At 64.1% G+C, this 24,433-nt stretch carries 26 protein-coding genes; 19 read left to right on the top strand and 7 right to left on the bottom strand.

Going from position 1 to position 24,433, the window contains the following annotated elements; all coding sequences use genetic code 11:
• Positions 1-51 precede the first annotated feature (51 nt).
• The 7 genes from R2676_RS12310 to R2676_RS12340 all read left to right on the top strand — a co-directional run bounded on the left by R2676_RS12310 (position 52) and on the right by R2676_RS12340 (position 7,021).
• Positions 52-999, top strand: a complete 948-nt coding sequence (locus R2676_RS12310; protein WP_316887258.1) for a MerR family transcriptional regulator — start codon at positions 52-54, stop codon at positions 997-999.
• A 100-nt stretch (positions 1,000-1,099) separates the two neighbouring features.
• Positions 1,100-1,828 carry a GTP cyclohydrolase I gene (folE, locus tag R2676_RS12315; RefSeq protein WP_027680080.1) on the top strand — a complete coding sequence of 243 codons (729 nt, stop codon included), beginning with the start codon at positions 1,100-1,102 and terminating at the stop codon, positions 1,826-1,828.
• Positions 1,829-1,856: 28 nt separating this feature from the next.
• Positions 1,857-3,152 (top strand): NAD(P)/FAD-dependent oxidoreductase, encoded by a 1,296-nt coding sequence (locus R2676_RS12320; RefSeq protein ID WP_206274816.1) that lies wholly within the window; start codon positions 1,857-1,859, stop codon positions 3,150-3,152.
• A complete protein-coding gene (locus R2676_RS12325; protein ID WP_206274817.1) occupies positions 3,149-3,916 on the top strand; it encodes a DUF1365 domain-containing protein in 768 nt (255 codons plus the stop codon). Before R2676_RS12320 ends, R2676_RS12325 begins: the two co-directional genes overlap by 4 nt.
• Positions 3,913-5,112, top strand: a complete 1,200-nt coding sequence (locus R2676_RS12330; protein WP_206274818.1) for a class I SAM-dependent methyltransferase — start codon at positions 3,913-3,915, stop codon at positions 5,110-5,112. Before R2676_RS12325 ends, R2676_RS12330 begins: the two co-directional genes overlap by 4 nt.
• Positions 5,113-5,114: 2 nt before the next feature.
• Entirely contained in the window at positions 5,115-5,891 is a 777-nt protein-coding gene (locus R2676_RS12335; RefSeq protein ID WP_206274884.1) for a DUF1295 domain-containing protein, read from the top strand.
• Between the two features lie 29 nt (positions 5,892-5,920).
• Entirely contained in the window at positions 5,921-7,021 is a 1,101-nt protein-coding gene (locus R2676_RS12340) for an SAM-dependent methyltransferase (protein ID WP_206274819.1), read from the top strand.
• A gap of 15 nt (positions 7,022-7,036) precedes the next feature.
• Here the strand turns inward: R2676_RS12340 and R2676_RS12345 are convergent, their stop codons facing one another.
• Positions 7,037-7,567 carry a DUF2878 domain-containing protein gene (locus tag R2676_RS12345; protein ID WP_206274820.1) on the bottom strand — a complete coding sequence of 177 codons (531 nt, stop codon included), beginning with the start codon at positions 7,565-7,567 and terminating at the stop codon, positions 7,037-7,039.
• Here R2676_RS12345 and R2676_RS12350 point away from each other — a divergent pair.
• The gene (locus R2676_RS12350) at positions 7,556-8,188 is read left to right on the top strand and encodes a lipocalin family protein (protein ID WP_102079163.1); all 633 of its coding nucleotides are present in this window, start codon (positions 7,556-7,558) and stop codon (positions 8,186-8,188) included. The two genes, R2676_RS12345 and R2676_RS12350, sit on opposite strands and share 12 nt — an antisense overlap.
• Before the next feature lie 11 nt (positions 8,189-8,199).
• On the opposite strand, the gene R2676_RS12355 is transcribed toward R2676_RS12350, so the two are convergent.
• The gene (locus tag R2676_RS12355; protein ID WP_206274885.1) at positions 8,200-8,679 is read right to left on the bottom strand and encodes a chalcone isomerase family protein; all 480 of its coding nucleotides are present in this window, start codon (positions 8,677-8,679) and stop codon (positions 8,200-8,202) included.
• 339 nt (positions 8,680-9,018) lie between these two features.
• Between R2676_RS12355 and R2676_RS12360 the strand changes: the two genes are divergently transcribed.
• Genes R2676_RS12360 through R2676_RS12370 form a run of 3 tightly spaced genes read left to right on the top strand, consistent with a single transcriptional unit; the run spans position 9,019 to position 12,187 of the window.
• Complete coding sequence (locus R2676_RS12360; protein WP_206274821.1) at positions 9,019-9,630, top strand: lipocalin family protein; 612 nt, start codon at positions 9,019-9,021, stop codon at positions 9,628-9,630.
• 48 nt (positions 9,631-9,678) lie between these two features.
• Positions 9,679-11,220: a cryptochrome/photolyase family protein gene (locus R2676_RS12365; protein ID WP_206274822.1), complete on the top strand. Its 1,542-nt coding sequence runs from the start codon at positions 9,679-9,681 to the stop codon at positions 11,218-11,220.
• 34 nt (positions 11,221-11,254) lie between these two features.
• On the top strand, positions 11,255-12,187 hold the full coding sequence (locus R2676_RS12370; RefSeq protein WP_206274823.1) for a TIGR01777 family oxidoreductase: 933 nt from the start codon (positions 11,255-11,257) through the stop codon (positions 12,185-12,187).
• A gap of 73 nt (positions 12,188-12,260) precedes the next feature.
• Here R2676_RS12370 and R2676_RS12375 read toward each other — a convergent pair whose 3' ends face one another.
• Positions 12,261-12,920, bottom strand: coding sequence for a carbonic anhydrase (locus R2676_RS12375; RefSeq protein ID WP_206274824.1), 660 nt, complete (start codon positions 12,918-12,920; stop codon positions 12,261-12,263).
• On the opposite strand from R2676_RS12375, the gene R2676_RS12380 reads away from it, so the two are divergent.
• Positions 12,846-13,322: a hypothetical protein gene (locus R2676_RS12380; RefSeq protein WP_316857226.1), complete on the top strand. Its 477-nt coding sequence runs from the start codon at positions 12,846-12,848 to the stop codon at positions 13,320-13,322. The two genes, R2676_RS12375 and R2676_RS12380, sit on opposite strands and share 75 nt — an antisense overlap.
• A 182-nt stretch (positions 13,323-13,504) precedes the next feature.
• On the opposite strand, the gene R2676_RS12385 is transcribed toward R2676_RS12380, so the two are convergent.
• Positions 13,505-14,149, bottom strand: coding sequence for an NADPH-dependent F420 reductase (locus tag R2676_RS12385; RefSeq protein WP_206274826.1), 645 nt, complete (start codon positions 14,147-14,149; stop codon positions 13,505-13,507).
• 51 nt (positions 14,150-14,200) lie between these two features.
• Positions 14,201-14,971 carry a type 1 glutamine amidotransferase domain-containing protein gene (locus R2676_RS12390; RefSeq protein ID WP_206274827.1) on the bottom strand — a complete coding sequence of 257 codons (771 nt, stop codon included), beginning with the start codon at positions 14,969-14,971 and terminating at the stop codon, positions 14,201-14,203.
• Between the two features lie 104 nt (positions 14,972-15,075).
• Between R2676_RS12390 and R2676_RS12395 the strand changes: the two genes are divergently transcribed.
• The gene (locus R2676_RS12395; protein WP_206274828.1) at positions 15,076-16,008 is read left to right on the top strand and encodes a LysR family transcriptional regulator; all 933 of its coding nucleotides are present in this window, start codon (positions 15,076-15,078) and stop codon (positions 16,006-16,008) included.
• Between the two features lie 102 nt (positions 16,009-16,110).
• On the opposite strand, the gene R2676_RS12400 is transcribed toward R2676_RS12395, so the two are convergent.
• Positions 16,111-16,767 carry a superoxide dismutase gene (locus R2676_RS12400; RefSeq protein ID WP_206274829.1) on the bottom strand — a complete coding sequence of 219 codons (657 nt, stop codon included), beginning with the start codon at positions 16,765-16,767 and terminating at the stop codon, positions 16,111-16,113.
• A gap of 41 nt (positions 16,768-16,808) precedes the next feature.
• Positions 16,809-17,405 (bottom strand): isochorismatase family protein, encoded by a 597-nt coding sequence (locus R2676_RS12405; protein WP_206274830.1) that lies wholly within the window; start codon positions 17,403-17,405, stop codon positions 16,809-16,811.
• A 183-nt stretch (positions 17,406-17,588) separates the two neighbouring features.
• On the opposite strand from R2676_RS12405, the gene R2676_RS12410 reads away from it, so the two are divergent.
• The 6 genes from R2676_RS12410 (at position 17,589) to R2676_RS12435 (ending at position 24,315) form a co-directional block, all read left to right on the top strand.
• On the top strand, positions 17,589-18,542 hold the full coding sequence (locus R2676_RS12410; RefSeq protein WP_206274831.1) for a LysR family transcriptional regulator: 954 nt from the start codon (positions 17,589-17,591) through the stop codon (positions 18,540-18,542).
• Between the two features lie 182 nt (positions 18,543-18,724).
• Complete coding sequence (locus R2676_RS12415; protein WP_206274832.1) at positions 18,725-19,585, top strand: alpha/beta hydrolase; 861 nt, start codon at positions 18,725-18,727, stop codon at positions 19,583-19,585.
• 179 nt (positions 19,586-19,764) lie between these two features.
• The gene (locus R2676_RS12420) at positions 19,765-21,315 is read left to right on the top strand and encodes a cryptochrome/deoxyribodipyrimidine photo-lyase family protein (RefSeq protein ID WP_206274833.1); all 1,551 of its coding nucleotides are present in this window, start codon (positions 19,765-19,767) and stop codon (positions 21,313-21,315) included.
• A gap of 44 nt (positions 21,316-21,359) precedes the next feature.
• Positions 21,360-21,488: a DUF2256 domain-containing protein gene (locus R2676_RS12425; protein ID WP_410482517.1), complete on the top strand. Its 129-nt coding sequence runs from the start codon at positions 21,360-21,362 to the stop codon at positions 21,486-21,488.
• A gap of 29 nt (positions 21,489-21,517) precedes the next feature.
• Positions 21,518-22,792: a DASH family cryptochrome gene (locus R2676_RS12430; RefSeq protein WP_316857220.1), complete on the top strand. Its 1,275-nt coding sequence runs from the start codon at positions 21,518-21,520 to the stop codon at positions 22,790-22,792.
• Positions 22,793-22,935: 143 nt separating this feature from the next.
• Positions 22,936-24,315 carry a sensor domain-containing diguanylate cyclase gene (locus tag R2676_RS12435; protein WP_316887255.1) on the top strand — a complete coding sequence of 460 codons (1,380 nt, stop codon included), beginning with the start codon at positions 22,936-22,938 and terminating at the stop codon, positions 24,313-24,315.
• Positions 24,316-24,433: the final 118 nt, after the last annotated feature.

The raw sequence follows: 24,433 nt of genomic DNA on the forward strand, positions 1-24,433 counted from the left end.
AGCAGCTCTTGCATGGAGACGCACGTGCCACACGAAGACAACGCGGCGCCAATGTACCGAAGCGGAACCGCCGCCCGCATGGCCAAGATGCCTGTATCCACCCTGCGTGTGTGGGAGCAGCGCTATGGCGTGATTTCTCCGGCCAAATCGGAGTCCGGCCAACGGCTGTATTCGAGCGAAGACGTCCGGCGCCTCGCGCTGCTGCGGGCGCTCGTCAACCAAGGGCACGCAATTGGCGCGATTGCGCATGCGGACAGCACCGAACTCCAGCAGTTGCTGGAAGCGTCCGTGGCCGTAGAGGCGCCCGCGCCGGCGCCATCCACCGCGGCCATTTCGCTGGCCGTCTGCGGCGCATTGCTGGCGGAGCGCGTCCGGCGCAGAAAGAGCACGCTTGCGTCGCTGGGCATCGAGCCCGTCATCGAACTGCCCGCGCTTGACGGCGAGGCAAACGTCGAACCGCCGCCGCGCACCGACGCGCTGGTCGTGGAAGCCGCCTCCCTGCATCCGGAAACGGCGGAAGCCGTGTTGGCCGCGGCACGCCGTTGCGGGGCCAGCGCCGTCGGCGTGATCTACAGCTTTGGCACGGTGCGCGCCACCGACATGCTCCGCGCAGCCGGCGTGCGGCTGTATCGCGAGCCCAATGCCCAGGGCGAACTCGACCAGGTTCTGCAGGAGTTGGCGCAGCTCGTACGCGTGGATGCCGTGTACGGAAAGCTCGAGCCGTTGCGGCGCAATGCGCGCAGGTTCACGGACCGCCAGCTGGAGATCTTCGCCAACGCCTCGCAGACGCTCGCCTGCGAATGCCCACGGCATCTTGTCGGGCTGATCCGCCAGCTCGACGCATTCGAGCGGTTCAGCGATGGCTGTGCGGTGCGGTCGTCGCTCGATGAACAACTTCACCGCTATCTCGGTGATGTCGCCAACCGCGCCCGGTTGATGCTCGAAGACGCGATGGAATTCGCCATTCGGGCTGAGACGCTGCATCCACCTGCGGGTTAGCTGCGTATAGGTGGATATGCGTCCCATCCACCTCGCGCGGCAGCTTGCCTGAGGCGGCATGGGCGGTGAAAGCACCGCCGACTTTTCGGAGGCAACTTCAATGAAACTGACTTTGGATCCGCCCGGGTTTGCCGGAGCGGTTGGCAGCGTGCCGCTTTCTGTCCGGATTCGGGAGCGGCTGATGAGTGCCGGCCACCGTTTTCACGCCAACGACAACATCGCCGCCTACCTGCGCGAGGGTGAACTGGATCTGCTCCAGGCAGAGGTGGAGGAGCGCCTGCAGGCGGTGCTGCGCGCGCTCGTCATCGATGTCGAGCAAGACCACAACAGCCGGGAAACCGCGCGCCGCGTCGCCAAGATGTTCGTGCGCGAGGTGTTTGCCGGCCGCTACGTCGAAGCCCCCGAAGTGACGGCGTTTCCGAACGCGGAGCGGCTCAACGAGCTGATGGTGGTCGGGCCGTTGCGGGTGCGCAGCGCCTGCTCGCACCACCTGTGTCCGGTGATGGGGCGCGCGTGGGTCGGCGTCATGCCGCGCCAAGACTCCCAGTTGATCGGGCTGTCCAAGTACGCCCGGCTGATCGACTGGGTCATGAGCCGTCCGCAGATCCAGGAAGAAGCCATCAAGCAGATCGCCGATTTGCTGGAAGACCGCATGGCGCCCGACGGCCTGGCGGTTGTGCTGGAGGCCGAGCACTACTGCATGCACTGGCGCGGCACGAAAGACGACGAGTCGCGCATGGTGAGCAGCGTGATGCGCGGCGTGTTTCTGACCGATCCCAGCCTGCGGCGCGAGTTTCTTGCGCTGCTGCCCGGCCGCCACGGCGGATGAGCGCCCAGCCAATCCAAGAGGCATCGCCTTGAACATTCTTCAGTTTCCTGCAAAGCGCATCGCCGTGGTCGGCTCCGGCATCTCGGGGCTGGCGGCGGCGCATTTTCTTGCGAAGCGGCACGCCGTGACGCTGTTCGAGGCCGCGCCACGGCTTGGCGGGCACACCAATACGGTCGACATTGAGGAGGGCGGGCAGGTCTTTGGCGTCGATACCGGTTTTCTCGTGTTCAATGCCCGCACGTATCCGAACCTGATTGCGTTGTTCGACGAGCTGGGCGTGGCGCATTGCGAGAGCGACATGTCGTTCAGCGTATCCGTCGACGGCGGGGCGCTGGAATGGGCCGGCACCAGCCTCAGCACGGTCTTTGCGCAGCCGCGCAATCTGGTCTCGGCGCGGTTCCTGTCGATGTTGAGCGACATCCTGCGCTTCAACCGCCAGGCGCACGCCAACCTGGCCGTGGCGCGCAACGAGCGCCACAGCCTCGGCACGCTGCTGGCAGCCGGCCGCTATGGCGAGCCGTTCTGCGCGCACTATCTGCTGCCGATGGCAGCCGCCATCTGGTCGACGCCGAGCCGCGAGATCCTGGCGTTTCCGGCCGAAACATTCCTTCGGTTCTGTCTGAACCACGGCTTGCTGCAGGTCTTCAACCGGCCGCGTTGGCGGACCGTCAAAGGCGGCGCGCGCAGCTATGTGCAGGCGATTGCCGGACGGCTGGCCGATGTGCGTGTCGGCACGCCGGTGCGCGGCATCCGCCGGGCAGAGGCCCATGTCGATATCCGCACGGATACGGGAAGCGAGCGATACGACGCCGTGGTGCTCGCCACGCATGCACCGCAGACGCTGCAGCTGCTCGACGATGCCACCGACGACGAGCGCGCCGTGCTGGGCGCTTTCCGGTATCAGCCCAACACCGCATTCCTGCATCGGGATACCCGCCTGTTGCCGCGTCGCCGGCGCGTCTGGTCGGCGTGGAACTATCTGGACGCGCCCCACGCCGGTGCAACGGCGGGCGCGCCGTGCGTCAGCTACCTGCTGAACCAGCTGCAACCGCTGCCGGTGTCGACGCCCGTGGTGGTCACGCTCAATCCATCTGCGCCGCCCGCGCCCGAGCTTGAGTATCGGCGCTTCGAATACGAGCATCCGGTGTTCGACCAACCGGCCATCGACGCGCAGGCCCGCCTGCCGGCATTGCAGGGCCGCAGCCGCACCTGGTTTGCGGGCGCCTGGACCGGCTACGGATTCCACGAAGATGGCCTGAAGTCCGCGTTGCGCGTCGTGGCGGATTTCGGCTGCGCTCCGGCCTGGGCACAGGTGGCGCCATGAACGGCGACGCGCAGCTTCTCGTCGGCCAGGTCATGCACCGCCGCCTGCGGCCGGTCGCCAATCGCTTCGTCTATCCGGTGTTTGCCGTGCGCGTGAAGCTCTCCGCACTGGGTCGCCTGACCGGAGCGTGGTTCGGCGTCGACTGCCTCCGCCCGCTGTCTTTGCGCGCGCGCGACTACGGCCCGCGCGACGGCACGGACCTGCTCACGTGGATACGTGGCGTGCTGAGCAGCGCGGGTTTGCCTGCCGATGGCGAGGTCTGGCTGCAGACCTTTCCGCGCATTGCCGGCTGGATGTTCAACCCCGTCTCGTTCTGGTATTGCCATGACGCGGCCGGCACGCTGCGCGCGGTCTTGGCCGAGGTTAACAACACCTTCGGGCAGCACCATCGATACCTGCTGTGCGCGCACGACGGCGGGGCCATCGACGCGCATACCGTGCTGACATGCCGCAAGAAACTGCATGTCTCGCCGTTCTGCCGGGTCGAGGGCGGTTATCGGTTCCGCTTTGCCGAGGGCGCAGCAACGGCGCTGGTGCGCATCGACTATCACGACCGAGACGGCGCCTTGCTGCAGACCGCCGTCGGTGGCCGGTTGCAGCCGTTCGATGCCGCCCACCTGCGACGCGCGCTGCTGCGCCAGCCTTTGCTTGCACTGCAGGTCATCGGCCGCATCCATTGGCAGGCCCTGCGCCTGTGGTTCAAGGGCGTGCCGTTTTTTGGCCGCGTCCCGCACGACAGATCTTCTCCGGAGAACTCCCGATGACAGCCTCGCGCTCCCTTGCCTGGGTGCCGCCCCATGTTCCTGCTGCCGGCCGGCTGTTTCTAGCGCTGGCAGGTCGGTTGCGGCACGGCGTCCTTCACCTTGTCACGCCCGATGGCGAGGTGCAGATCGGCGATGCCCCGTCGCCCCTCGTGGCGGATCTGCGCATCACCGACTGGCGCGCCTGCGGCCGCATCCTGCGCAGCGGCGACGTGGGCTTTGCCGAGGCGTATCGCGACGGATGGATCGACTCGGGCAACCTCACCAACCTGCTGCGGCTGGCCATCGTCAATGCGGCCACGCTGGACCAGGCGATCTTCGGGAATGCGCTGGCGCGCTCCGTCCTGCGCCTGCGCCACCTGCTGCGCCGGAACAGCCGCCGCGGCAGCCGTCGCAATATCCATCTGCATTACGACCTGGGTAACGATTTCTATCGCCTCTGGCTGGACGAAGGCATGGCGTATTCGTCGGCCTGGTTCAACGGCAATCTGCGGCATGGCCTTGCTCAAGCGCAAGCCGCCAAGTACCGCCGCGTGTGCGACCTGCTACGGGTAGAGCCCGGCATGGATGTGCTGGAAATCGGCTGCGGATGGGGCGGTCTGATGGAGATGGCCTGCGCACGCGGGGCACACGTGCACGGCATCACGCTCTCGGAAGAACAGCGCCGCTATACGGCCGAGCGCCTGGCCGACGAGCCCCGGGCCCGCGTTGAGCTGCGTGACTATCGGGACCTGGACGGGGCGTACGACGCCATCGCGTCCATCGAGATGTTCGAGGCCGTGGGCGAGGCGTACTGGTCGAGCTACTTCCGGACGCTGGTGCGCTGCCTGCGGCATGGCGGCCGCGCGCTGGTGCAGAGCATCACCATCGATGAAGCGCATTTCGAGCGCTACCGCGCCGGCACCGATTTCATCCAGCAGTTCATCTTCCCGGGCGGCATGTTGCCCAGTCGCGAGCGCTTTATCCGACTGGCGGAGCAACACGGCTTGCGTGTGGTCGACCGCCTCGACTTCGGCCGCGACTACGCAGAGACACTGCGCCGCTGGAGCCAGCGTTTCGAAGCCCGCCTGGAGGCCGTGCGCGCGCTCGGCTTCGACGAGCCCTTCATCCGCATCTGGCGGCTGTACTTCGCTTACTGCGAGGCCGGCTTTGACGAGGGCCGGATCGGTGTGTCGCAGTTTCTGCTGCAGCGGGGATGACGATGTCGGCGATCGGCGTTGCTCTGGTTGCGCTGGTGTTCCTGGTGGCGGTGTTCAGTGCCGTGTGGGCGTGGCAGCTGAGCACCAGGAACGCCGGCATGGTCGATCCCGTCTGGGCGTTCTCGCTGGGCGTGGTGGCGTTGCTCTACGCGGCGCTGAGCACCGGTTCGTTGCCGGCACGCTTGCTGGTCGGTGCCGGCGGCGCGGTGTGGGGTGCACGCCTTGGCTGGCACCTGTGGCGGCGCAACGCCGGCAAGCCGGAAGACGCGCGCTACCGCAAGTTGCGCGAGGAATGGGGCGCGGCCGCATCGCGAAACATGTTTGGTTTCTTCCAGTTGCAGGCGGCGGTGTCGATGTTTCTGTCGATCGCGTTTGCCGTGCCGAGCTACCGGCCGGATTCCCCCAGCGCTTTCGCCATGGCGGTTGCCGTGGCGCTGTGGCTGATTGCGGTGGCCGGCGAGGCCGTGGCAGACGGGCAATTGCGCCACTTTGCAGCCGACCCGGCCAACCGCGGCAAGACCTGCCGGGTGGGGCTGTGGCGCTATTCGCGGCATCCCAACTATTTCTTTGAATGCGTGCACTGGCTGGCCTATGTGCCCCTGGCGATCGGGTCGCCCTGGGCATGGCTCACGCTGTTGCCGCCCGTGGCCATGGCGTGGTTGCTCGTCAAGGTTTCGGGCGTTCCGATGCTTGAGGCGCATATGCACGCCACGCGCGATGACTATGCCGAATACGCCCGCACGACGAGCGTACTGATCCCCTGGCCGCCGCGCCACTGATACCAGACGTACAGATCCAAGGAGCCCACATGACTGCACTGTCCACGCCGACCCTACCGCCGCAGGCTGCGGCCGACGCCAGTGACGGCTGGCTCATCCAGTGCTGCGAGCGCGGGTGGCTGCCGGATGGGCTGGTGCGCGCCGGCATGCGAGCCCTGATGCGCCAACGCCTGCGAGACGAAGGGCTGAACGACGGTGAACTGCGTTCGCGGCGTTTCAATGCACTGCTGGACGAACTGCACGGCAGCCCCATCGCCATCGAGACAGACGCGGCCAACACGCAGCACTACGAACTGCCACCGGCCTTTTTCGAGGCGCATCTGGGGCCGCAGTTGAAGTACTCCTGCGCCTTGTACCCGACCGGCAACGAAACGCTCGCCGAGGCCGAAGAGGCAATGTTTGGCTGCTACGCCGAGCGTGCCAGCCTGGCCGACGGTCAGTGCATTCTCGACTTGGGCTGCGGCTGGGGATCGTTGTCACTGTGGATGGCCAAGCGCTATCCCAACGCACGCATCGTGGCGTTGTCGAATTCGCGGGGCCAGCGCAGCTGGATCGAGGCTCGCGCAGCCGAGCGTGGCCTGACGAACCTGACCGTGCACACCGGAAACATCGTCGATTTCGAGTTTGCCGAGATGCCCAAGGGCGGCCGCTTTGACCGCGTTGTCTCGATCGAAATGTTCGAGCACATGAAGAACTACGGCCTGCTGTTGAGCAAGATCGCGCGTTGGATGCGACCGGACGCGGTGCTGTTCGTGCACATCTTTGCGCACCGCACGCTGGCGTATCACTTTCAAGTGCAGGACGGTACCGACTGGATGTCGAAGTACTTCTTCACCGGCGGCACGATGCCATCGGAGGCGTTGCTGCTGGAATTCCAGGACGACCTGCGCATGGCGCGGCATTGGTGGGTCAGCGGCACACACTACGCGCGCACCGCCGACCATTGGCTCGCCAACCTGGACGCGGCCCGTGATCGTTTGATGCCGGTGTTCGTCCAGACCTACGGCAAGGCCCAGGCGGCCGTGTGGTTTCAGCGGTGGCGCATGTTCTACCTGGCAGTGTCGACGTTGTTCGGCTATGCAAACGGCAACGAATGGGGCGTGGCGCATTACCGGTTCGTCAAGCGCTAGGCACCGCAGCGGCAGTCAGGGCGAAATGCCGGTGCCGTCACTGCGCTCGCCCAACCACACCAGTAGCGGCATCCATATCGCCCAACCGATGGCCAGTGTGCCGAGCGTGGCAGCCATCTCCGAAATGTGGGCTGCCCCCAGCGCTGCGCCCGCACGAAACGAGAGGGGGCCGGCAACGGCTCCCAGCAGCATCGCCAGCCACCATCTGCCGCGCAGCCAACGAAAGAGGACATTCACTTGGATTGCGAACAGCACCCACAGCGCCAGCAGCCAAGGCGGTGCGAATCCGGTCCACAACGTGCCGTGCGGATAGGCGATGAGGCCGGCACGTATCAGGACGGTTTCCCACGGCGCCGCCAGCACCACGACCCACACCACCAGCTGCAACTCCCACCGCGGCTGGCGGGCTTGCCGCAAGTGCAGCGCGAGCAGTCCGGCGACGAAGACGATGCCGACCCACGCGGCGTCGCGCGCGGCACTCAGCACGCAGACAAACCAGCCGGCCTGTCCGGCCACCGCATAGAGGAGAGCACGATGAGAACGCATCAAAGAGGCCCTCGTGGGGTCATCCTGTCAGGTTGGGCACGTTGTCTGGCCGTCGTCACGCTGGCGCTGGCCAGCACGGCCTGCTCCGGCCCGCCGCCGAATCCGAACCCGCTGGCGGCCGTGCCGCTGCAGACGGTTTCGGTCGACCTGCCGCGCTACATGGGGCGTTGGTATGTCATCGCCAACATTCCGTACTTTGGCGAGCGGGGCAACGTCGGCAGCTATGCCGAATGGTCGCTGCGGCCCGATGGCCGTATCGACGATGCGTACGTCTATCGGCCCGGCAGTTTCGACGCGCCGTTCAAACGCATGCAGTTCGTCGATTCGGTGGTGGACGGCAGTGGCGGCGGCGAATGGCGTGTGCGGTTGTTCTGGCCCATCTACGTGTCTCAGCTGACGCTGTATGTCGACCCCGAATACCGCGTGACCCTGCTCGGCTATCCGGACAAAAGCCTCGGCTGGGTGTTCTCGCGCGAGCCCAACATGAGCGATGCGGACTATCGCGCGGCATTGGGCCGTTTCCAGGCGATGGGTTACGACATTTCGCGTTTCCGGCGCGTACCGCAGTTCCCGAGCCAGATCGGGCAACCGGGCTTCCAGTCGCCGGGAGACGCCAACTAGCCGTGCGCGCATCAACGTGACTTGCCCAGAAGGTGACGGCGCAAGGACGGAGCGCGCGTGCCGGGTGCCAGCCAGATATCGAAAAAGGCGCGCGCAAACGCGGGATCGTTCACCTCGGTCGTCAGTTGTCCATTTGCGTAGAAGCGTGCTCCGCGGCCGGGCAGATACACGCCGCACAAAGTGTCGCCCGGTTTGACATCGGGGAAGGCGGGCGTCATGGCGCGCTGCCATTGCGCGAGCGTTTCGTCGGGCGGCACGGGGCTCTGCAGCCGCCGGATTTCGTCGATGGCGGTTTCGATGAGGCGGCTTCGTTCGATTGCGCGCCGGTATGTCACTTCCAGCGCAAAGGGCGCGTCATAGCTGGGCGGGAGTTCAGCGCTCCACAACTGCGCGTCGTAGAGGCAGAACCCCAGCAGGCACAGCGCTCCCTTGCCTGACAGCTGCGGCGCGGGCACCGTGTCGCGGCAGTCGGCCCAGGCGCCGACGCTCATGATGGAAGACAGGACAAGCGCCAGGGCTCGGGCGGCGTGAACGCGTTTGGCAGGCATATTGCGAGGGCGTGCGTAGGGTCAAGCGTTGAACAGGCTGCTGTGAAAGTCTACTGACAGAGCCTCTGACGCGGAGGCGCCGGTGCGAAATTTTCTCGATGCAAATCGTGCTCACGACTGACACCGATCTGCAACGGGATTCATCGGGTGTAGACGCATTTGCCAACGCAAAGCGTGTTCACTGGTTGGAATGCGCCGCGGGTTCTGCTGCATTTCGTTGACGCGCTGCGTGGTGCAGCGTTTCATGTCGCCATGGGCGGCATTCATGTAGGGAGGATTTGAATGGCAGATGCGTTGACAACCGCGTTTCAACGCGCGAAGCATGGCCTGCGTGCAGTGCGCGCGCGCTTGCAATGGCGGGCGCTGGTGCCGGTGCTGGCAGGCACGATGCTTCTGGCAGGCTGTGTGCCGACGAGCCCGCCCGAAGGCATCACTGCTGTTACGCCGTTCGATCTTCAACGGTATCAGGGGCGCTGGTACGAGCAGGCACGGCTCGATCATTCGTTCGAGCGAGGCTTGACCGACGTATCGGCCACGTACGAGCCCCAACCCGACGGCAGCGTGCGTGTGGTCAATCGTGGCTTCGATCCGGCCAAGAATGAATGGCGCGAGGCGGTCGGCAAAGCGCTGTTCGTGGGCAGCCCCGATACCGGCTCGCTGAAGGTGTCCTTCTTCGGTCCGTTTTATGGCGGCTATCACGTGGCGGCGCTCGATCCGGGCTATCGCTGGGCGCTGGTTGTCGGGCCGGACCGCAGCTACTGCTGGGTGTTGACGCGGGACAGGCAACTCGACCCCGCGCAGCGCGAGGCGATCTTTGCGCGTGCACGTGCGCTGGGCATTGATACGAATGCGCTCATCTTGGTATCCCATGAGCGGCAGGATCCGTCTCAGTAGCGCGAGGGCGTATGCACAAGACCGAAGGCGAGCACGCGGCGCAATGACATGAACCAAGGCGCAAAGATTCTCCGGCTGGTGCTGGGCGATCAACTCAACCCGCTGCATTCATGGTTTGCGGAGGTGGACGCGGACGTCGTTTACGTGCTGATGGAAGTGCGTCAGGAAACGGACTACGTCCTGCACCACGCGCAAAAGATCCTTGCCATCTTTGCGGCCATGCGCGACTTTGCGCGCGCCCTTCGGGCGGCGGGGCACCGCGTGCGGTATGTGGCGATCGACGACGAAAGCAACCGCCAGTCCGTGACCGAGAATCTCGCCGCGCTCGCCCGGCACTACGGCGCCGAGCGGGTCGAATGGCAATACCCCGATGAGTGGCGCCTGGATGAACAGTTGCGTCGTTGGGCGCCAGCGCAGTCGCTGTCGACGTGCGAGGTCGATACCGAACACTTCCTGACGGGCAGGCATGAACTTGCCGCAATGTTTGACGGCCGCAAGCAATGGCTCATGGAGCGGTTCTATCGCGAGATGCGCCGCCGCTTTGGTGTGCTGCTCGACGGCACCGGGGCGCCGGAGGGCGGGCAGTGGAATTTCGATCATGACAACCGCAAGCCGTGGCGCGGCTCGCCGCCGGAGCCCGCCGACGCGCGTCCTGTGCATGACCACCGGGTGTTGTGGGAGACCATTGAACGCAGCGGTGTGCAGTCGTTCGGCAACCCGCAGGCCGGGGCATTGCGGTGGCCTTTGAACCGCGCTGAAGCGCTGGCCTGCCTGGATGCGTTTGTCGGGCAGGTGCTGCCGCACTTTGGCGATTTTGAAGACGCCATGAGCAGCGGCCACCAGCGGTTGTTCCACTCGTTGCTGTCTTTTTCGCTCAACGTGAAGATGCTGAATCCGCGCGAGGTGATCGATCGCGCCGAGGCAGCGTATCGGCATGGCAAGGCGCCATTGCCTGCCGTGGAGGGGTTTATCCGCCAGATCCTGGGCTGGCGCGAATATGTACGCGGCATCTACTGGGCGCACATGCCCGGGTACGCTTCGAGCAACGTGCTGAACCACGATGCGCCGCTGCCGTCCTGGTTCTGGAGCGGAAAGACGCAGATGCGCTGCCTGCAACTCGCCATCGGCCAGTCGCTGCAAACCGCTCATGCCCATCACATTCAACGCCTCATGGTGATCGGCAACTTCGCCTTGCTGGCGGGGCTCGCGCCCGGCGAGGTGCACCGCTGGTATCTCGGCGTGTACATCGACGCATTCGAATGGGTGGAGCTGCCGAATACGGTGGGCATGAGCCAATGGGCAGACGGCGGCCGCATCGCCACCAAGCCGTATGTCAGTAGCGCCGCTTATCTTTCCCGCATGAGCGATTACTGCAAGGGCTGCCATTACGACAGCAAGCAGCGCGTCGGTGAGCGCGCATGTCCTTACAACGCGCTGTACTGGGATTTCTTTGCGCGCCACAGTGAAGTGTTCGGCCGTAACCCGCGGCTGTCGATGGTGTATCGACAACTCGCCAAGATGGAACCCGAAGAGCGCGACGCCCTGCGCAAGCGCGCCGAAGAAGTGCGCGCGAGGCTGGAGGCGTTATGACTGCGTTGAACCGCAATAAGGAGGTCGCGCCATCATGCGCATCCTGCTGACTGGAGGCACCGGGTTGATCGGGCGGGCACTGTGCCGCTACTGGCAGGCGCAGGGGCACGATCTGGTGGTCTGGAGCCGTACGCCTGAACGCGTCGCGCGGCTGTGTGCCGGTGCGCACGGCATCGCAACGCTGCGAGAGCTGGACGGTGCCGCGCCATTTGAGGCAGTCATCAATCTGGCGGGCGCGCCGATTGCCGATCGCCCGTGGAGCGCGGCTCGACGAGAGCTTCTATGGCGCAGCCGCGTCGATCTAACCCGGGAACTCGTGGATTGGCTCGGCCGTTGCGAGCGGCCGCCTCGCGTGCTGGTTTCCGGATCTGCCACCGGCTGGTATGGCGATCGAGGGCAGGAACCCCTGGATGAAGACAGCCGCGCTGGCAACGACGACTTTGGCAGTCAACTCTGCGTCGCGTGGGAGGAGGAAGCCCGCCGTGCCGAGGCGCTCGGTGTGCGGGTCGTGTTACTGCGCACGGCGCCCGTGTTTGCAAGCGACGGCGGCATGTTGCCCAGGCTGCGTCTGCCGTTCAGCATGGGGCTTGGCGGTCGGCTCGGGAGTGGGCGTCAATGGATGCCGTGGATCCACCTTGACGACGTGGTCGGTCTGATCGATTTCCTTTTGCACCACGCCGATTGTTGGGGCGCTTTCAATGCGTGTGCACCGGACATCGTCAGCAACGCAGACTTTGCCCGCACGCTGGCGGCGACGCTGCGCAGGCCGATGTTCCTGTCGGTGCCTGCCTGGGTATTGCGGATGGCGCTGGGCGAAATGTCCGTGTTGCTGCTGGGCAGTCAACGCCTGCAACCGCGACGGGCCTTGGAGGCCGGCTATCGGTTTCGCTTTCCGAATCTGGAGGAGGCGCTGGCGGGTCTGCTGGTGCAGGATGCGCATCCTGCTAGCCGGCAATCCGCAGATTGATGTTGAGCGGCGGAAACCACACCCGCCGCGTAGCTGGGTAGAGACCGGTGCCCGAAGGCCCCCGTCATGCGCATCAGCCTTGCCGCTGGCTGCGTGACGTGACCGCCACCGTGGTGGGGGATTCTGCGAGCGGCACAAAGCGGCGCGTCGCGCCATCCAGGGCGTCGATGCTGCCCCGCTCGATGTCATACACCCAGCCATGCAGGTTCAAGCGGCCCTGCTCGAGGGCGAGCGCAACCGACGGGTGCGTGCGCAGGTTGGCAAGCTGCGCGATCACGTTTTCACGCACGAGGCCGTCCAGCTTGGCGCGGGGCGAATCGAACGTATGCGCCGCGTTGATGACCTTGGCGGCATCGGAGTGACGCAGCCAGTTGGCCACGGCCGGAAGGTGGTCAAGACAGGTGCAGCGCGAGATAGCGCCCATCGCGCCGCAGTCGGAGTGGCCGCAGATCACGATGTCCTGCACGCCCAGCACCGCAACGGCATATTCGACTGTGGCCGAAACGCCGCCCGGCTCAGGGCCATACGACGGCACGATGTTGCCTGCGTTGCGGATGACAAACAGCTCACCGGGTTCGCGTTGTGTCAGCAGCTCAGGAACGACGCGGCTGTCGGAGCAGGTCACGAACAGCGCCTTGGGGTTCTGTGATGTTGCAAGTTGTTTGAAAAGCTCTACCCGTTGCGGATAGATATCGCGCTGAAAGCGCAGGAAACCGTCAATGATGTCGCGCATGGCGTTTTTCCCGTTCAGTGGTTGAATGCCGGCGCGGCCATGGGGGCCAACGCGCCGGCACGGCCGCTATTGTCGTCGATATCGAGCGGAAGAAAAACGGGTCCATACGGATTGCAGGGCCATGATGTTGGCGCACCGGTGGAGCTAGCGGGCGCGATCGCTGCACGTTGGCTTTCGCATCGTGTCCGTCTGGCTGCCTTGGTACGAGGCGTCGGCCGGCTGGCCGCGCTGGTCGGCAGCGGCAGCAGCGCGACCCGCGCCTTGCGACGGAGAGAGACCGCGATTGTTCTCCGGTTCGCCGCCCGACATCTTTGGGGCGGGATGGCGCGAATGGGCCTGGGTATTCAATTCGTAGCCATATACGAATTCCCCATGACTCGCGGGCGGGAAGGCGAGGGCTAGCAGCACGAGGGCGCTGCACTTGGTTTGAAAGCGATAAGACTTAGGTTGCTCCACATCGCACGCACTTCCGATATTCGATTCCGTGTTCTGCACGGTCCAGTGCGGTATCGGGAGCGGGGCGTTTGGCGTTGTGATTCCGAACGAAGCGCGTCTGCCGGAGTCCTGCCATCCCGTCGGCGCGTTCACCTGTCTGCGTTCATGGACCGCATGCGCACAAAGCCGAAGTGCCGCCCATGGCCGAGCTTGAGCGCCATCTCGATCCAAACCATGGCCCAGGGTTCGAGGTAGCGGGCGGCTTTCAGCTCCCCCATGTCGACTGCGTCGAACCCCAGTGCCATTGCCAACGCCATCACGCGTTGACGCGCGGTGGCGTCGTCGCCGGCGACCGGCATGAACAGGTTGCCCCCGGGGTAGCGCGGGTCACGCATATTTTCAAAGCCGGTGGTGTTGAAGGCTTTGACAACGCGCGCGGTCGGTGCCGCCTTTGCTATCTCCTCGGCGCCTGAGGTGGTTGTACCGACCGAAAGGCCAGCAAGTCCTGGCGCGATGGGATTGGTTGCATCCACCAGGATTCGCCCCGTCCACTGAGGGATGGCGCGTGCGATCTGGAGCGCGGCAGCATACGGCGTTGCCAGGACGACGAGGTCTACCGTTTCAATAGCGTCTTCTACGGTCGTGACCACCACACTGCGGTCTTCGGCCGCTGTCGCCAGATGCCGATATTTTTCCGGCTCGGGCACACCGAAACGCACGGGGTATCCGGCGGCAAGAAGCGCCGAACCGAGTGACTGACCGACCTGGCCGGCTCCAAGAATCGCGACTGGCATGGATTGAGATGGTTGCATGGAAGGGGGTAATGAAAACCGTGATTCAGACCGTTATTCGCCCAGAGCCCGGATGACAAGCTCCGCTGTCGCCATGCCCGAGAAATTCTGCTGGCCCGTGATGAGGTTGCCGTCGCGTATTGCGAAGCTGCGCCACAAGCCGGCTTGTACATAGTTCGCGCCGATGCGATGCATTGCGTCTTCAATGCGCCACGGCATCACGTGGCGATCGCGCGAGAGCAGATTCATGCTCCAGACGGCGTTGTCGGCAAATGCCTCTTCGACGTTCGCAAATCCCGTTACCGTCTTGCCCTTGGCCAGGTATTCCCCCGAGGGCAGCCTCGCAAAGTTCAGGATCGAGACGCCGTGGCACAGCGCCGCCGCCACCTTGCCCGACGTGTAAAACTCAACAAACTTCGCGTGCAGATTGACGGCCGCTTCCATCGTGAACATGGGCGCTTGGCCTCCGGCCACCACGATGGCGTCGAATGCACTCACGTCTATTTCGTCGACCTTGCGGGTGGCCTCAACCAGTGCGCGCAAGCTCGGCGTATGGATGAAGCCTTGGCTGATCAGGTCATTTGCCGAGTACCCACTTGCGTCTCCAGGATCGCTCATTGCATCGGCCTCGCAGGGGCCGCCATCGGGGCTGAAGAGCTCCACTGCGTAGCCTTTCTCAGTAAAGGCAAAGTACGGGTGCGTCAGCTCGCTCCACCAAAAGCCTACTGGCCAGCCTGTTGTGGTGGAGACGGCAGGGTTCGAAAGAACGATGGCAACGCGCTTTGGTGCATACGGATTCAGGCGGTTGGGGTCATGCAGGCTCATCAGCGGTCTCTGTGGAGGGCGGGATATGGAGATTGTTGTTGTTTTCTCCGCGAAGTTAAATACACAATAAAGCGACTCTTCGTTACCTATAAAGTCAACAATCCATGACCCTTGCGCAACTGGAAATCTTCGTCAAAGTGGTGCAGTCGGGAAGCTTCACCCGCGCGGCCGAGCTGCTCGGCACCAACAAGGGTTACCTGAGCCGAGTGCTGGCGCAGATTGAGGCGGAGTTAGGTACCAAGCTTCTCGAGCGGACAACGCGCACGCTTTCCATTACGGAAACGGGCAGGGAGGTGTTTGAGCGATCGGTCGGCATTCTTGCCGCAGTGGAAGAGACGCGCCGCGTTGCGCAACACGCGCAGAGCGAACCCCGCGGGCAGCTACGTCTGACCTGCGGTGTTGAATTCGGCATGCTGGCCGTCACCGGCTGGGTGCAGGAATTTCTGGCGCGGTTTCCGATGGTCTCGTGCGATGTGGAATACACCTCTCGCGTGATCGATCTTGTGCATGAAGGTTTTGATTTGGGTATCCGCATCGGCCCGCTCCCGGAGAGTCGGCTCGTGGCACGCAAGCTTGGAGAGTTGGAGTACGGCCTGTTCGCCTGTCCACGCTATCTGCAACGGCACGGGGCACCGCAATCCGCGGAGCACCTGAGCGCGCATAGCCTGATCATGTTTTCTGCCGGCTCGCACCGCACTGGGTGGAGTCTCATGCAAGGGCGACAGCAACTGTCCATCGATACAGCGCCACGGCTGCGTGTGAACAACAGCTTTGCCGTGCGTGACGCGGTACTCGGTTCTCTTGGTATTGGCCGGCTCCCGTTGATGGTGGCGGGGCCAGAGGTCGAAGCGGGGCGCCTCGTGCGCGTGCTGTCTGATTGGCACACCCCCCCAGCAGAGGTCCATGCCGTGTACCCAAGCAGCCGCTACCTCGCACCGAAGGTCAGGAGCTTCATCGATTTTGCCGCTGAGAGTTTTCCGCGTTTGGCCGAGCGGGCGCGCAGGTCCGTCGACGCCTGCTTGCAGGCATCAGCCTGACGGTCGACTTCGGCCGCGACCTCGGCGGGCTTGATGCGGGGGGCTCCGCGATGTTGTATATCTCCGCTTCAGCGCAGTACCAATTCCCGCGCACGGTCAGGCTTACAACTGCTTGAGCCCGGCCAAAATGCCGGTGTGGCGCGTGGCTACCACCTCCCAGTCGACAAGCAGCCAAAACGCCTCCAGCCATTCTTCTGGATTGGCATAGTCTCCGGCCCACGCATGGCGCCAGACGTTGCACACCAGCAGTCCGGCTTTTCCGAGCGGGAGGACGCTCGCATCGCCCGGTAGAGCGATCACGTCCATGTGCATCGCATTTGCCGGGTCCATTACAAGAAAGACCCAGCCGTCTCCGCCAAGGCCCACCACAGCGTCCTTGAACACGGTGCGAAATGCGTCAAACGATCCAAACCGTTTCACGATGTGCGTCAGCAGTGGGCCTGACGGATCCAGCAACGGCGCCGGGCGGACAATCTTCCAGAAGAACTGGTGATTGGCGTGGCCGGCGCCGCTGGTGAGTACCACCTGCTTCAGGGCGGCCGGCATTTCTGAAGACCGACGCAACAACGCCTCAATCGTCTGGCCGAGCCACGCATCGTGCTCCCGAAGTGCTGCGTTCACGGTGTCGACGTGCGCCTGCTGCACCTGCCGCAGCCGTCTGACGGCGTTCCTGCTCAACAGGGGCTCAAAGGCATTGTCAGCATAACGAGGCAGCGGTAGTTCGAACGGAGCAAACGCCCCGGCGCTTGAGGCGTTCATAGCGGCTTGCTCGACACGGATTGAGCCCGCGATTTCAAGCGTTATGCCTCTACGAGATGTTTGAGGTTCTCTTCGTAGAGAATCGTCTGGATTGCCGCGCCGCGCGGGCTGGCCCAGTCGGTTGCCAGCTCCGCCAACAACTGGTTGGTGGAGGTGATGGTGACGCCGTGCCTTGCCATCCGGTCAAGAGACGTCTGATCTGCCATTTTTGTCGGCGACCCGCCCGCGTCGGCAACGACCTGCACTTCAAAGCCGTCTTCTACCGCGCTGATGGCGGGATAGACGATGCAGACGTCGTTGGTCAGGCCGGCCATGATGATCTTCTTTCGACCAGTCGCCAGTACAGCCTGCTTGAAGGGCTCATACATCCAGCAGTCAACAACACCAGGGCGCTTGATCCGATTTTCGTATGCCTGCGGTGCGATGCGCTGGATGTCGTCAAGGAGCAGCCCCTGGAAATGATCTTCCTGGCTGGATGTCAGCATGAGCGGCATGTCGGACTCGATGGCCGTGCGTGCCAATGCGCGCGTGTTGCGCACGATCTCTTCGTAGGGCGTCGACGTTGCCAGCTTGATGGTTCCCCGCTGATGGTCAATCAGAAGCATGACGGCGTTGTCCGGGGAGAAGAGGTTTTTCATCGCGTAATCCTTGTGAGCGCAGATGTGGGAGGCAGCGAATGACGAAGCGATCCGCTGCCTGCGAGCGAGCGCAGCCAGCGGGTTGTGGCGGCGTCTCGACGTCAAACGGTTGCATTTATAGACGTTGCTTTTGTCTGTGACTAGATGAACAATCGGATACAGCTTGTCTCTTGAATAAAGACAATGGATCGATTGGATACGCTTGAAGCGCTCGTCGTGGCGGCAGATGCGGGGAGCTTTGCGGCCGCCGGTCGGCGGCTTGGAAAGTCGCGCGACTATGTCAGCAAGGCGGTGGCGGAGTTGGAAGCGCGCCTGGACGTTGTGCTTATCCAGCGAACCACGCGGCGCGCCGCGTTGACCGAGGCGGGGGAGGCGTATGTCAGAGAGATCCGCCCATTGATCGATGGCTTGCGCACCGCAGACCGGAACACGGTGTTTCATGCGCGCGGTGTACGCGGCAAGATCAGTGTCAATGCCCCGTTGATGTGGGGGCAAACGGTGCTTTCAACGTACATCCCGGGCTATCTTGAAAGCAATCCGGATATCGAACTGGAGGTTCAGCTGAGCGACGAAATTTCTGCCGAGCCGTTGGCGAAGGCCGATGTCACCGTCCGGTTGTCTCCGTCCGTGGATGCCGAACTGTATTCGGACGAGCTTGGGCAGATCAAACGCATGCTATGTGCAGCCCCCGCGTATCTGGACCGGCATGGCGCCCCCGTTGCGCCGGAAGACCTGCTCAAACATGAGTGCCTGCTATACGGAAATCTCTCTTCCGGGCCCACGTGGATTTTGAAGCGAAGAGGTGAAGTCGTTCGACTTCCCGTCCATGGACGGTTTTCATGCAACAACGGCAACGTGCTGGTCAACGCCGCCTGCGCTGGTCAGGGAATCGTGACATTGCCGGAATTCGTCGCCGCGCCGTATCTTGCGGACGGTCGCCTGGCACTGGTGTTGCACGGCTGGGAGCCAGCTCCGCTGATCTTGCACGCCATCGTTGCACATGCCAACGCGGAATCACCCCGCATTCAATCGTTTGTCGGTTACCTCCGCGAGTGTCTATCAGCGGGGGCAACGAAACCGGCGAGCGCCACGCGACGTCGCAAACTGCAATCCAGTCGGCGAACGGCGGGAACGTAGCGAGACCACCATGTGCCTTGGGCGGGTGCATCCAACGCCTGAAAACGCGCGTATACCGTCGAACGTCTTGCCTCGACCTGAAACCGTATGCGCTTCCACTTCATCCGTATCCCATCGAGCATGAGCAGCACTGACCGCCATCTGCGCGTTTGCCCGGCTTTGATGCTGCATGGAGCATGCCGATGCGTGGCGTGACTCGTCGAGCATGGATGGCAACCGCGTTGGCGAGCCTCGCAGGGTGTTCGGCCCTGGATGTTCTCAACGCCGTGTCGACGTCCGACGCAAGTGTGCCGACGCTGGGCCTGCCCTACGGCGCGCATCCGCGGCAAAGGCTGGACGTCTACCGGCCGGTTCGCCCGATGGAGGGGCCGCCGCGTGCGGTGGTCTTCTTCTACGGCGGATCGTGGCGAGAGGGCGATCGCAAGGACTATGCGTTCGTGGGCGAGGCGTTGGCCGCCGCTGGGGTGATCGCAATGGTTGCCGACTACAGGCTGTATCCGGAGGTGCGCTACCCGGGCTTCCTGCTGGACTGTGCCGCCGCAACGGCCTTCGCGCGGCGGTGGCTCAATCGGCAGGGCTATGCCGACGCGCGCTTGTTCGTTGCCGGGCACAGCGCAGGCGCCTACAACGCCGCGATGCTGGCCACCGACGGCCGCTGGTTGGCGATGCAGGGCTCGCGCATTGAAACGCTGTCGGGCTGGATCGGCATGGCCGGTCCTTACAACTTCCTGCCGATCCAAGCGGCCGACGTGCGCCCGGTGTTCAACCATCCGAATGAAACAGCGGATAGCCAGCCGTTGTTCCACGTCAGCCAGGACTGGTTGCCCCCGGCGTTGCTGCTCACCGGCGAGCACGATGCGTACGTGGATGTCCGGCGAAATACGCTCTCTCTCGCCGAACGCCTGACCGAGTGTCGGCACCCCGTCGACCTCAAGGTCTACCCGCGCCTCGACCACAAGACACTCGTGGCCGCATTGGCCTCGCCGCTGCAGTTTCTGGGGCCTGTGCTCTCGGATGTGACGCGCTTTGTGGCCAACGCCTGAGCACAATCCGCAATACGCAACTTCGCGTCGCCAGATGGCGAAACGTTCTGCAATGACGTGGCGGGGAGATTTGAATCGGGAATGCGTTGGAAATTCGTGCTTGACCAGCGCGGCGGGTCGTTCATTGCAAGACCGGGCGTCCTTATACTCGGACGGCGCGATCAAGCCGCTGAAGATCAATGAGCTACACCGTCGTCTGGTTCAAGCGCGACCTGCGGGTGCACGATCACGCCCCGCTGGTCGATGCCGCCCGCCGGGGAAAAGTCTTGTGTTTGTACGTCATCGAGCCGAGCCTTTGGGCGCAGCCGGACGCCGCATCGCAGCACTATTTCTTTATCCAGGAATGCCTGCACGATCTCGCGCAGCAACTGCGCGCATGCGGCGCACGGCTGCAAGTCCCCGTGGGTGAAGTGACGGAGGTACTCGGCCGGCTGCATGCGGCCGCGGCCTTCAGTCACCTGGTGTCTCACGAAGAAACCGGCAACGGCCATACGTTCGCGCGCGACAAGGCCGTCGCACGCTGGTGCCTCGATCACGGCGTGACCTGGCGCGAGTGGCCCCAGCATGGCGTGGTGCGACGCTTGCCGACGCGGGACCGCTGGCACGATCGCTGGGCAGAACATATGTATGCGCCGTGCGTAGCCGCCCCCGGCGTAGGCACCCTCAGAGATGTGGTCCTGCCATGGCCGGCGAAGGACTGGCCTGCGTGCGAAGCGCTTGGCTTGGATGCACATTCGCCACCGCGCCGCCAACGCGGCGGACGCGCGCGCGGCAGTGAGGTGCTGCGCGATTTCCTGCTCGAACGAAGCCGGAACTATCGGGGTGGCATCTCTTCGCCTTTGACGGCGCCGAGCGCGTGCTCACGTCTGTCTCCATACCTGGCCTACGGATGCCTCGGCATGCGCGAAGTAGTACAGGCGACCGAGCAACGGCTGCTCCAGCTCAAGACCAGCACAGACGACGATGCGGTGTGGCAGCGTAAGGGGCTGGCTGCGTTTGTCAGTCGCCTGCATTGGCATTGCCACTTCATCCAAAAACTGGAATCCGAACCCGCCATCGAGTTCCGCAACCTGCACCACGGCTACGACGGCCTGCGTGAAGACGCATGGAACGCCGCCCACTTTGCTGCCCTGGTCGCCGGGCGCACCGGCTGGCCGATGGTGGACGCCTGTGTGGCCATGCTGAGAGAAACCGGATGGATCAACTTTCGCATGCGAGCCATGCTTGTCTCGGTGGCTTCCTACCCGCTATGGCTGCATTGGCGGCCGGTGGGCGTTTGGCTGGCCCGGCAGTTCATCGATTACGAGCCGGGGATCCACTGGAGCCAGATGCAGATGCAAGCCGGCACCACCGGCATCAACACCACGCGCGTCTACAACCCCATCAAGCAGGCGCAGGACCAGGACCCGCATGGGCGGTTTGTCAGGCGCTGGCTGCCGGCCCTGCGCCGCGTGCCGGATGCGTGGCTCTTGCAGCCGTGGCGCATGCCGCCCGATGTGCAGGCGCGCTGTGGTGTGCGGGTGGGCGAGGACATTCCCGTTCCGCTGGTCGACCTTGATGCAGCAACGCGGCAGGCCAAGATGCGCATCCATGCGTTGCGTGCGCGGCCGGACGTTCACGCCGCCAATGAGGCGATCGTCAAGAGACACGCTTCGCGCTTGCGCCGTGACCGTGTCAGCAGCCCGCGCGGGAATGCATCCACGTCTTCGCAGCTCAGTCTCGACTTCTGAATGCGCCGATGCACAAGAAGCTGAACCTGCCGGACAAACGCTGCATGCATTGCGGCTTGCCATTTACCTGGCGCAAAAAATGGGCGCGGGACTGGGATGCGGTCAAGTACTGCTCGGAACGTTGCCGTAGAGAGGGCAAGCGGGGCAGGGCGCCGCATGGAGAGATGCGTTGAGTACCGTGCTGTTCTAATTTCGCAGCGATCTGCGACTGCATGACCAGCCGGCACTGCGTGCCGCGTGCGAGAGCGGCGCCACGCACCTCGTCCCGGTGTACTGCCATGCTGACTACGAAGAGCAAACGCCCTGGGGCTTCGCACGTGTGGGCGTGCATCGCCGGGCCGTAGTTGCGGCGGCACTCCGTGATCTGAGTCGCCAGTTGGGCGGTCTCGGCAGCCGCTTGGTCGAGTGCTGCGGGCCGCCTGGGCAGGTTCTGCCCGCATTGGCGCAGGCCGTGGGTGCCAGCGCTGTGTTTTGCGAAGACATCGCCGCGCCGTACGAACAGGCCGAGGTGGCCGAACTGCGAAGCGCAGGGTTGCAGGTGCAGACTGTCTGGCAGAGCAGCCTGATTGATCCGCTTGCGCTGCCGTGGCCGGTCCAATCGCTGCCGGCTGTCTTCACAACATTCAGGCAAGCGATCGAGCAGGCGCGCATTGCACCGTCGACGCCTCTGCCGCCGCCAGCCGGCCTTCCGCCATGGCCCGCGGGCGTCGTCATTCCGCCTGGGCTGCAGCGCAAGTCGGCGCACGTTGCAAACGAAACGCTGCCGGCAGATTCGCGCGCGTCCTTTCCGTATGGCAGGCCGGAGTTTGATGGAGGTGAGACGGCCGGCCTTCGGCACCTCGCCACATACCTGCAGCGCAAGTTGCCTCACACGTACAAGCGCACGCGCAACGCCTTGGCTGGTGTGGATTTCTCGAGCAAGTGGTCGCCGTGGCTTGCCACCGGCGCGTTGTCGCCCCGACGCGTGATGGCAGAGCTGCAGCAGTTCGAACAGTTGCACGGGCAAAGCGACGGGAGCTACTGGCTTTGGTTCGAGCTGCTGTGGCGAGACTACTTCCGCTTTCTGCATCTGCAGCATGGCGCTCGGCTGTACCGCGCACGGGGCCTCGCCGATGCGCGGCAGAACCCCGAGCGCCCAGATGCGCAGGGCTTCGAGCGCTGGCGCCACGCATCTACCGGCGAGCCGCTTGTCGATGCCGCGATGCGCGAACTGGAAGCCACCGGCTACCTCAGCAACAGGCTCAGACAGGTGGTCGCCAGTTACCTCGTGCATGAGCTGAAAGGCGACTGGCGCGCCGGTGCCGCGTGGTTCGAATCGCAACTCGTCGACTACGACGTCTACAGCAATCAAGGCAATTGGCTGTATATCGCGGGGCGTGGCACCGACCCACGCGGCGGTCGGCGGTTCAACGTCCGGAAGCAGGCTTCCGAGTACGACCCGGATGGGGCTTATCTCCGGTTATGGGCGGCGGGATAGTGCGCCGGGGGCACCGCCGAGCACCCTCGCCCCGGCCGTGGAAGGCGATCGGGAGACGAGCTGGAGATCACCAGGCAGTGCGCCCGCTAAAGACTGGCCATGTGAGGTCGATTATTCACAGCGACGCCCCGAGCTAGCACGACATGACTGAAGCAGTACAACTGGAAAGTGGACGGCCTTCGCGGACCGAAATTCTGGCAGCCGCACTCATCACCGTCCTGATTGTTGCCGTGGCTGCGATTGCCTTCAGTCATGCGCGACGCACGTTGCCGGAAGTCAGGCCGTTTCTGCCCATGTTCCTGACGGTGGTCGTGCTGTGCGAAGGGCTGACCGGCTACCTGCTGTTTCAACGCGCCCGCCTTGTTCAGACGCCTTTTTATGGGGCGCTTGCCGGGGCCTACTTTTTCGCGGCGTTTCTGGCGGCGGCACAGTTGCCCACGTTCCCTGGCGTATTCAGTGCGGACGGTTTGCTCGGCGCCGGCCCTCAGTCCGCCGTGTGGCTATGGACCTTCTGGCATTCCGGCTATCCGCTGTTGCTGCTGCTGGCGGCGTTGAGCCGGCATTGCCATGAACGCGGCAGTTCGAGCCCTCTGCCCACGCAAGTGTTGCGAACATTGCCGTGGGTGGGCCCCATTTCTGCAGCGGCCGTTGTGCCCCTGTGCATCTGGGGCACTGACTTTTTACCTCCGCTCATCCAGGGCGGGGCATACATCGACCTCGTTCGCATCCTGGGTGTTCCCGTGATCGGATCAAACGTCGTTGCGCTTGCCGGACACCTTGCGCTGACAAGGCTGCGGCGCTCGGTGGATGTCTGGGTTGCCGTGGCACTCGCTGTCGGTTTGGCCGACTCGATATTGACCCTGCATGGCGGTGCTCGCTATACGTTGGGCTGGTACGCAGCACGGCTGCTCAGCGTGGTGTCGTCGGCGGTTGTGCTGTCGATGCTGATTGCGGATATCACGCGGCTATATCGGGCGCTGATGGCCGCCAATCAACGGCTGGAGCGGCAGTCGTTGCTAGACGGTCTGACACAGGTCGGCAATCGCCAAGCATTCGACAGGTGCTGGGCCGCCGAATCGAAACGCGCCCGGCGTACGGGCCAACCGCTGTCGGTGCTCATGATCGACATCGACCATTTCAAGCAGATCAACGACACATACGGGCATGGCAGGGGCGACGCATGTCTTGTGGAGGTTGCCAACATCTTGTCGCGCGTTGCGGGAAAGCGCCCAACCGACTTGGTGGCGCGCTATGGAGGCGAAGAGTTTGTCGTCCTGCTGGCAGACACCGAGCGGTCGCGCGCCAAGCTCATCGCCGAGCAGGTGCGTCGCGCCGTCGAACAGGCCGCCCTGCCTGCGCCCTCCGTTCGCGGTGTCGTGACTGTCAGCATTGGCGTGGCGGCCTACGCACCGTCGGCGGGCCATGCACCTGTCGCAGACGCGACATCTGAAGCGCTGATGCAAGCCGATATGGCGCTCTACGACGCTAAACGCGCGGGCAGGAATGCGGTGATGGTGCGCTAGGCGTGTGCGGCCGGGGGCGTTCCGGACTTCCCTTGATTGGGGACCGCACGGCGAGCCCAAGCAAGCCCCTCAGGATTTCGCTACACTATTAATTGACGCATCAATCGTTGATGTAGCA

The organism is Ralstonia flatus, assembly GCF_958439105.1.
GTDB lineage: Bacteria > Pseudomonadota > Gammaproteobacteria > Burkholderiales > Burkholderiaceae > Ralstonia > Ralstonia flatus.

Coding starts and splice junctions, on each gene's coding strand:
- R2676_RS12365 (WP_206274822.1), top strand. CDS start 9,679: ATGAACCAAGGCGCAAAGATTCTCCGGCTGGTGCTGGGCGATCAACTC.
- R2676_RS12370 (WP_206274823.1), top strand. CDS start 11,255: ATGCGCATCCTGCTGACTGGAGGCACCGGGTTGATCGGGCGGGCACTG.
- R2676_RS12355 (WP_206274885.1), bottom strand. CDS start 8,679: ATGAGCGTCGGCGCCTGGGCCGACTGCCGCGACACGGTGCCCGCGCCG.
- R2676_RS12375 (WP_206274824.1), bottom strand. CDS start 12,920: ATGCGCGACATCATTGACGGTTTCCTGCGCTTTCAGCGCGATATCTAT.
- R2676_RS12415 (WP_206274832.1), top strand. CDS start 18,725: ATGCGTGGCGTGACTCGTCGAGCATGGATGGCAACCGCGTTGGCGAGC.
- R2676_RS12400 (WP_206274829.1), bottom strand. CDS start 16,767: ATGAACGCCTCAAGCGCCGGGGCGTTTGCTCCGTTCGAACTACCGCTG.
- R2676_RS12340 (WP_206274819.1), top strand. CDS start 5,921: ATGACTGCACTGTCCACGCCGACCCTACCGCCGCAGGCTGCGGCCGAC.
- R2676_RS12405 (WP_206274830.1), bottom strand. CDS start 17,405: ATGAAAAACCTCTTCTCCCCGGACAACGCCGTCATGCTTCTGATTGAC.
- R2676_RS12335 (WP_206274884.1), top strand. CDS start 5,115: ATGTCGGCGATCGGCGTTGCTCTGGTTGCGCTGGTGTTCCTGGTGGCG.
- R2676_RS12385 (WP_206274826.1), bottom strand. CDS start 14,149: ATGCCAGTCGCGATTCTTGGAGCCGGCCAGGTCGGTCAGTCACTCGGT.
- R2676_RS12350 (WP_102079163.1), top strand. CDS start 7,556: ATGAGAACGCATCAAAGAGGCCCTCGTGGGGTCATCCTGTCAGGTTGG.
- R2676_RS12390 (WP_206274827.1), bottom strand. CDS start 14,971: ATGAGCCTGCATGACCCCAACCGCCTGAATCCGTATGCACCAAAGCGC.
- R2676_RS12310 (WP_316887258.1), top strand. CDS start 52: ATGTACCGAAGCGGAACCGCCGCCCGCATGGCCAAGATGCCTGTATCC.
- R2676_RS12435 (WP_316887255.1), top strand. CDS start 22,936: ATGACTGAAGCAGTACAACTGGAAAGTGGACGGCCTTCGCGGACCGAA.
- R2676_RS12420 (WP_206274833.1), top strand. CDS start 19,765: ATGAGCTACACCGTCGTCTGGTTCAAGCGCGACCTGCGGGTGCACGAT.
- R2676_RS12345 (WP_206274820.1), bottom strand. CDS start 7,567: ATGCGTTCTCATCGTGCTCTCCTCTATGCGGTGGCCGGACAGGCCGGC.
- folE (WP_027680080.1), top strand. CDS start 1,100: ATGAAACTGACTTTGGATCCGCCCGGGTTTGCCGGAGCGGTTGGCAGC.
- R2676_RS12425 (WP_410482517.1), top strand. CDS start 21,360: ATGCATTGCGGCTTGCCATTTACCTGGCGCAAAAAATGGGCGCGGGAC.
- R2676_RS12360 (WP_206274821.1), top strand. CDS start 9,019: ATGGCAGATGCGTTGACAACCGCGTTTCAACGCGCGAAGCATGGCCTG.
- R2676_RS12325 (WP_206274817.1), top strand. CDS start 3,149: ATGAACGGCGACGCGCAGCTTCTCGTCGGCCAGGTCATGCACCGCCGC.
- R2676_RS12395 (WP_206274828.1), top strand. CDS start 15,076: ATGACCCTTGCGCAACTGGAAATCTTCGTCAAAGTGGTGCAGTCGGGA.
- R2676_RS12330 (WP_206274818.1), top strand. CDS start 3,913: ATGACAGCCTCGCGCTCCCTTGCCTGGGTGCCGCCCCATGTTCCTGCT.
- R2676_RS12410 (WP_206274831.1), top strand. CDS start 17,589: ATGGATCGATTGGATACGCTTGAAGCGCTCGTCGTGGCGGCAGATGCG.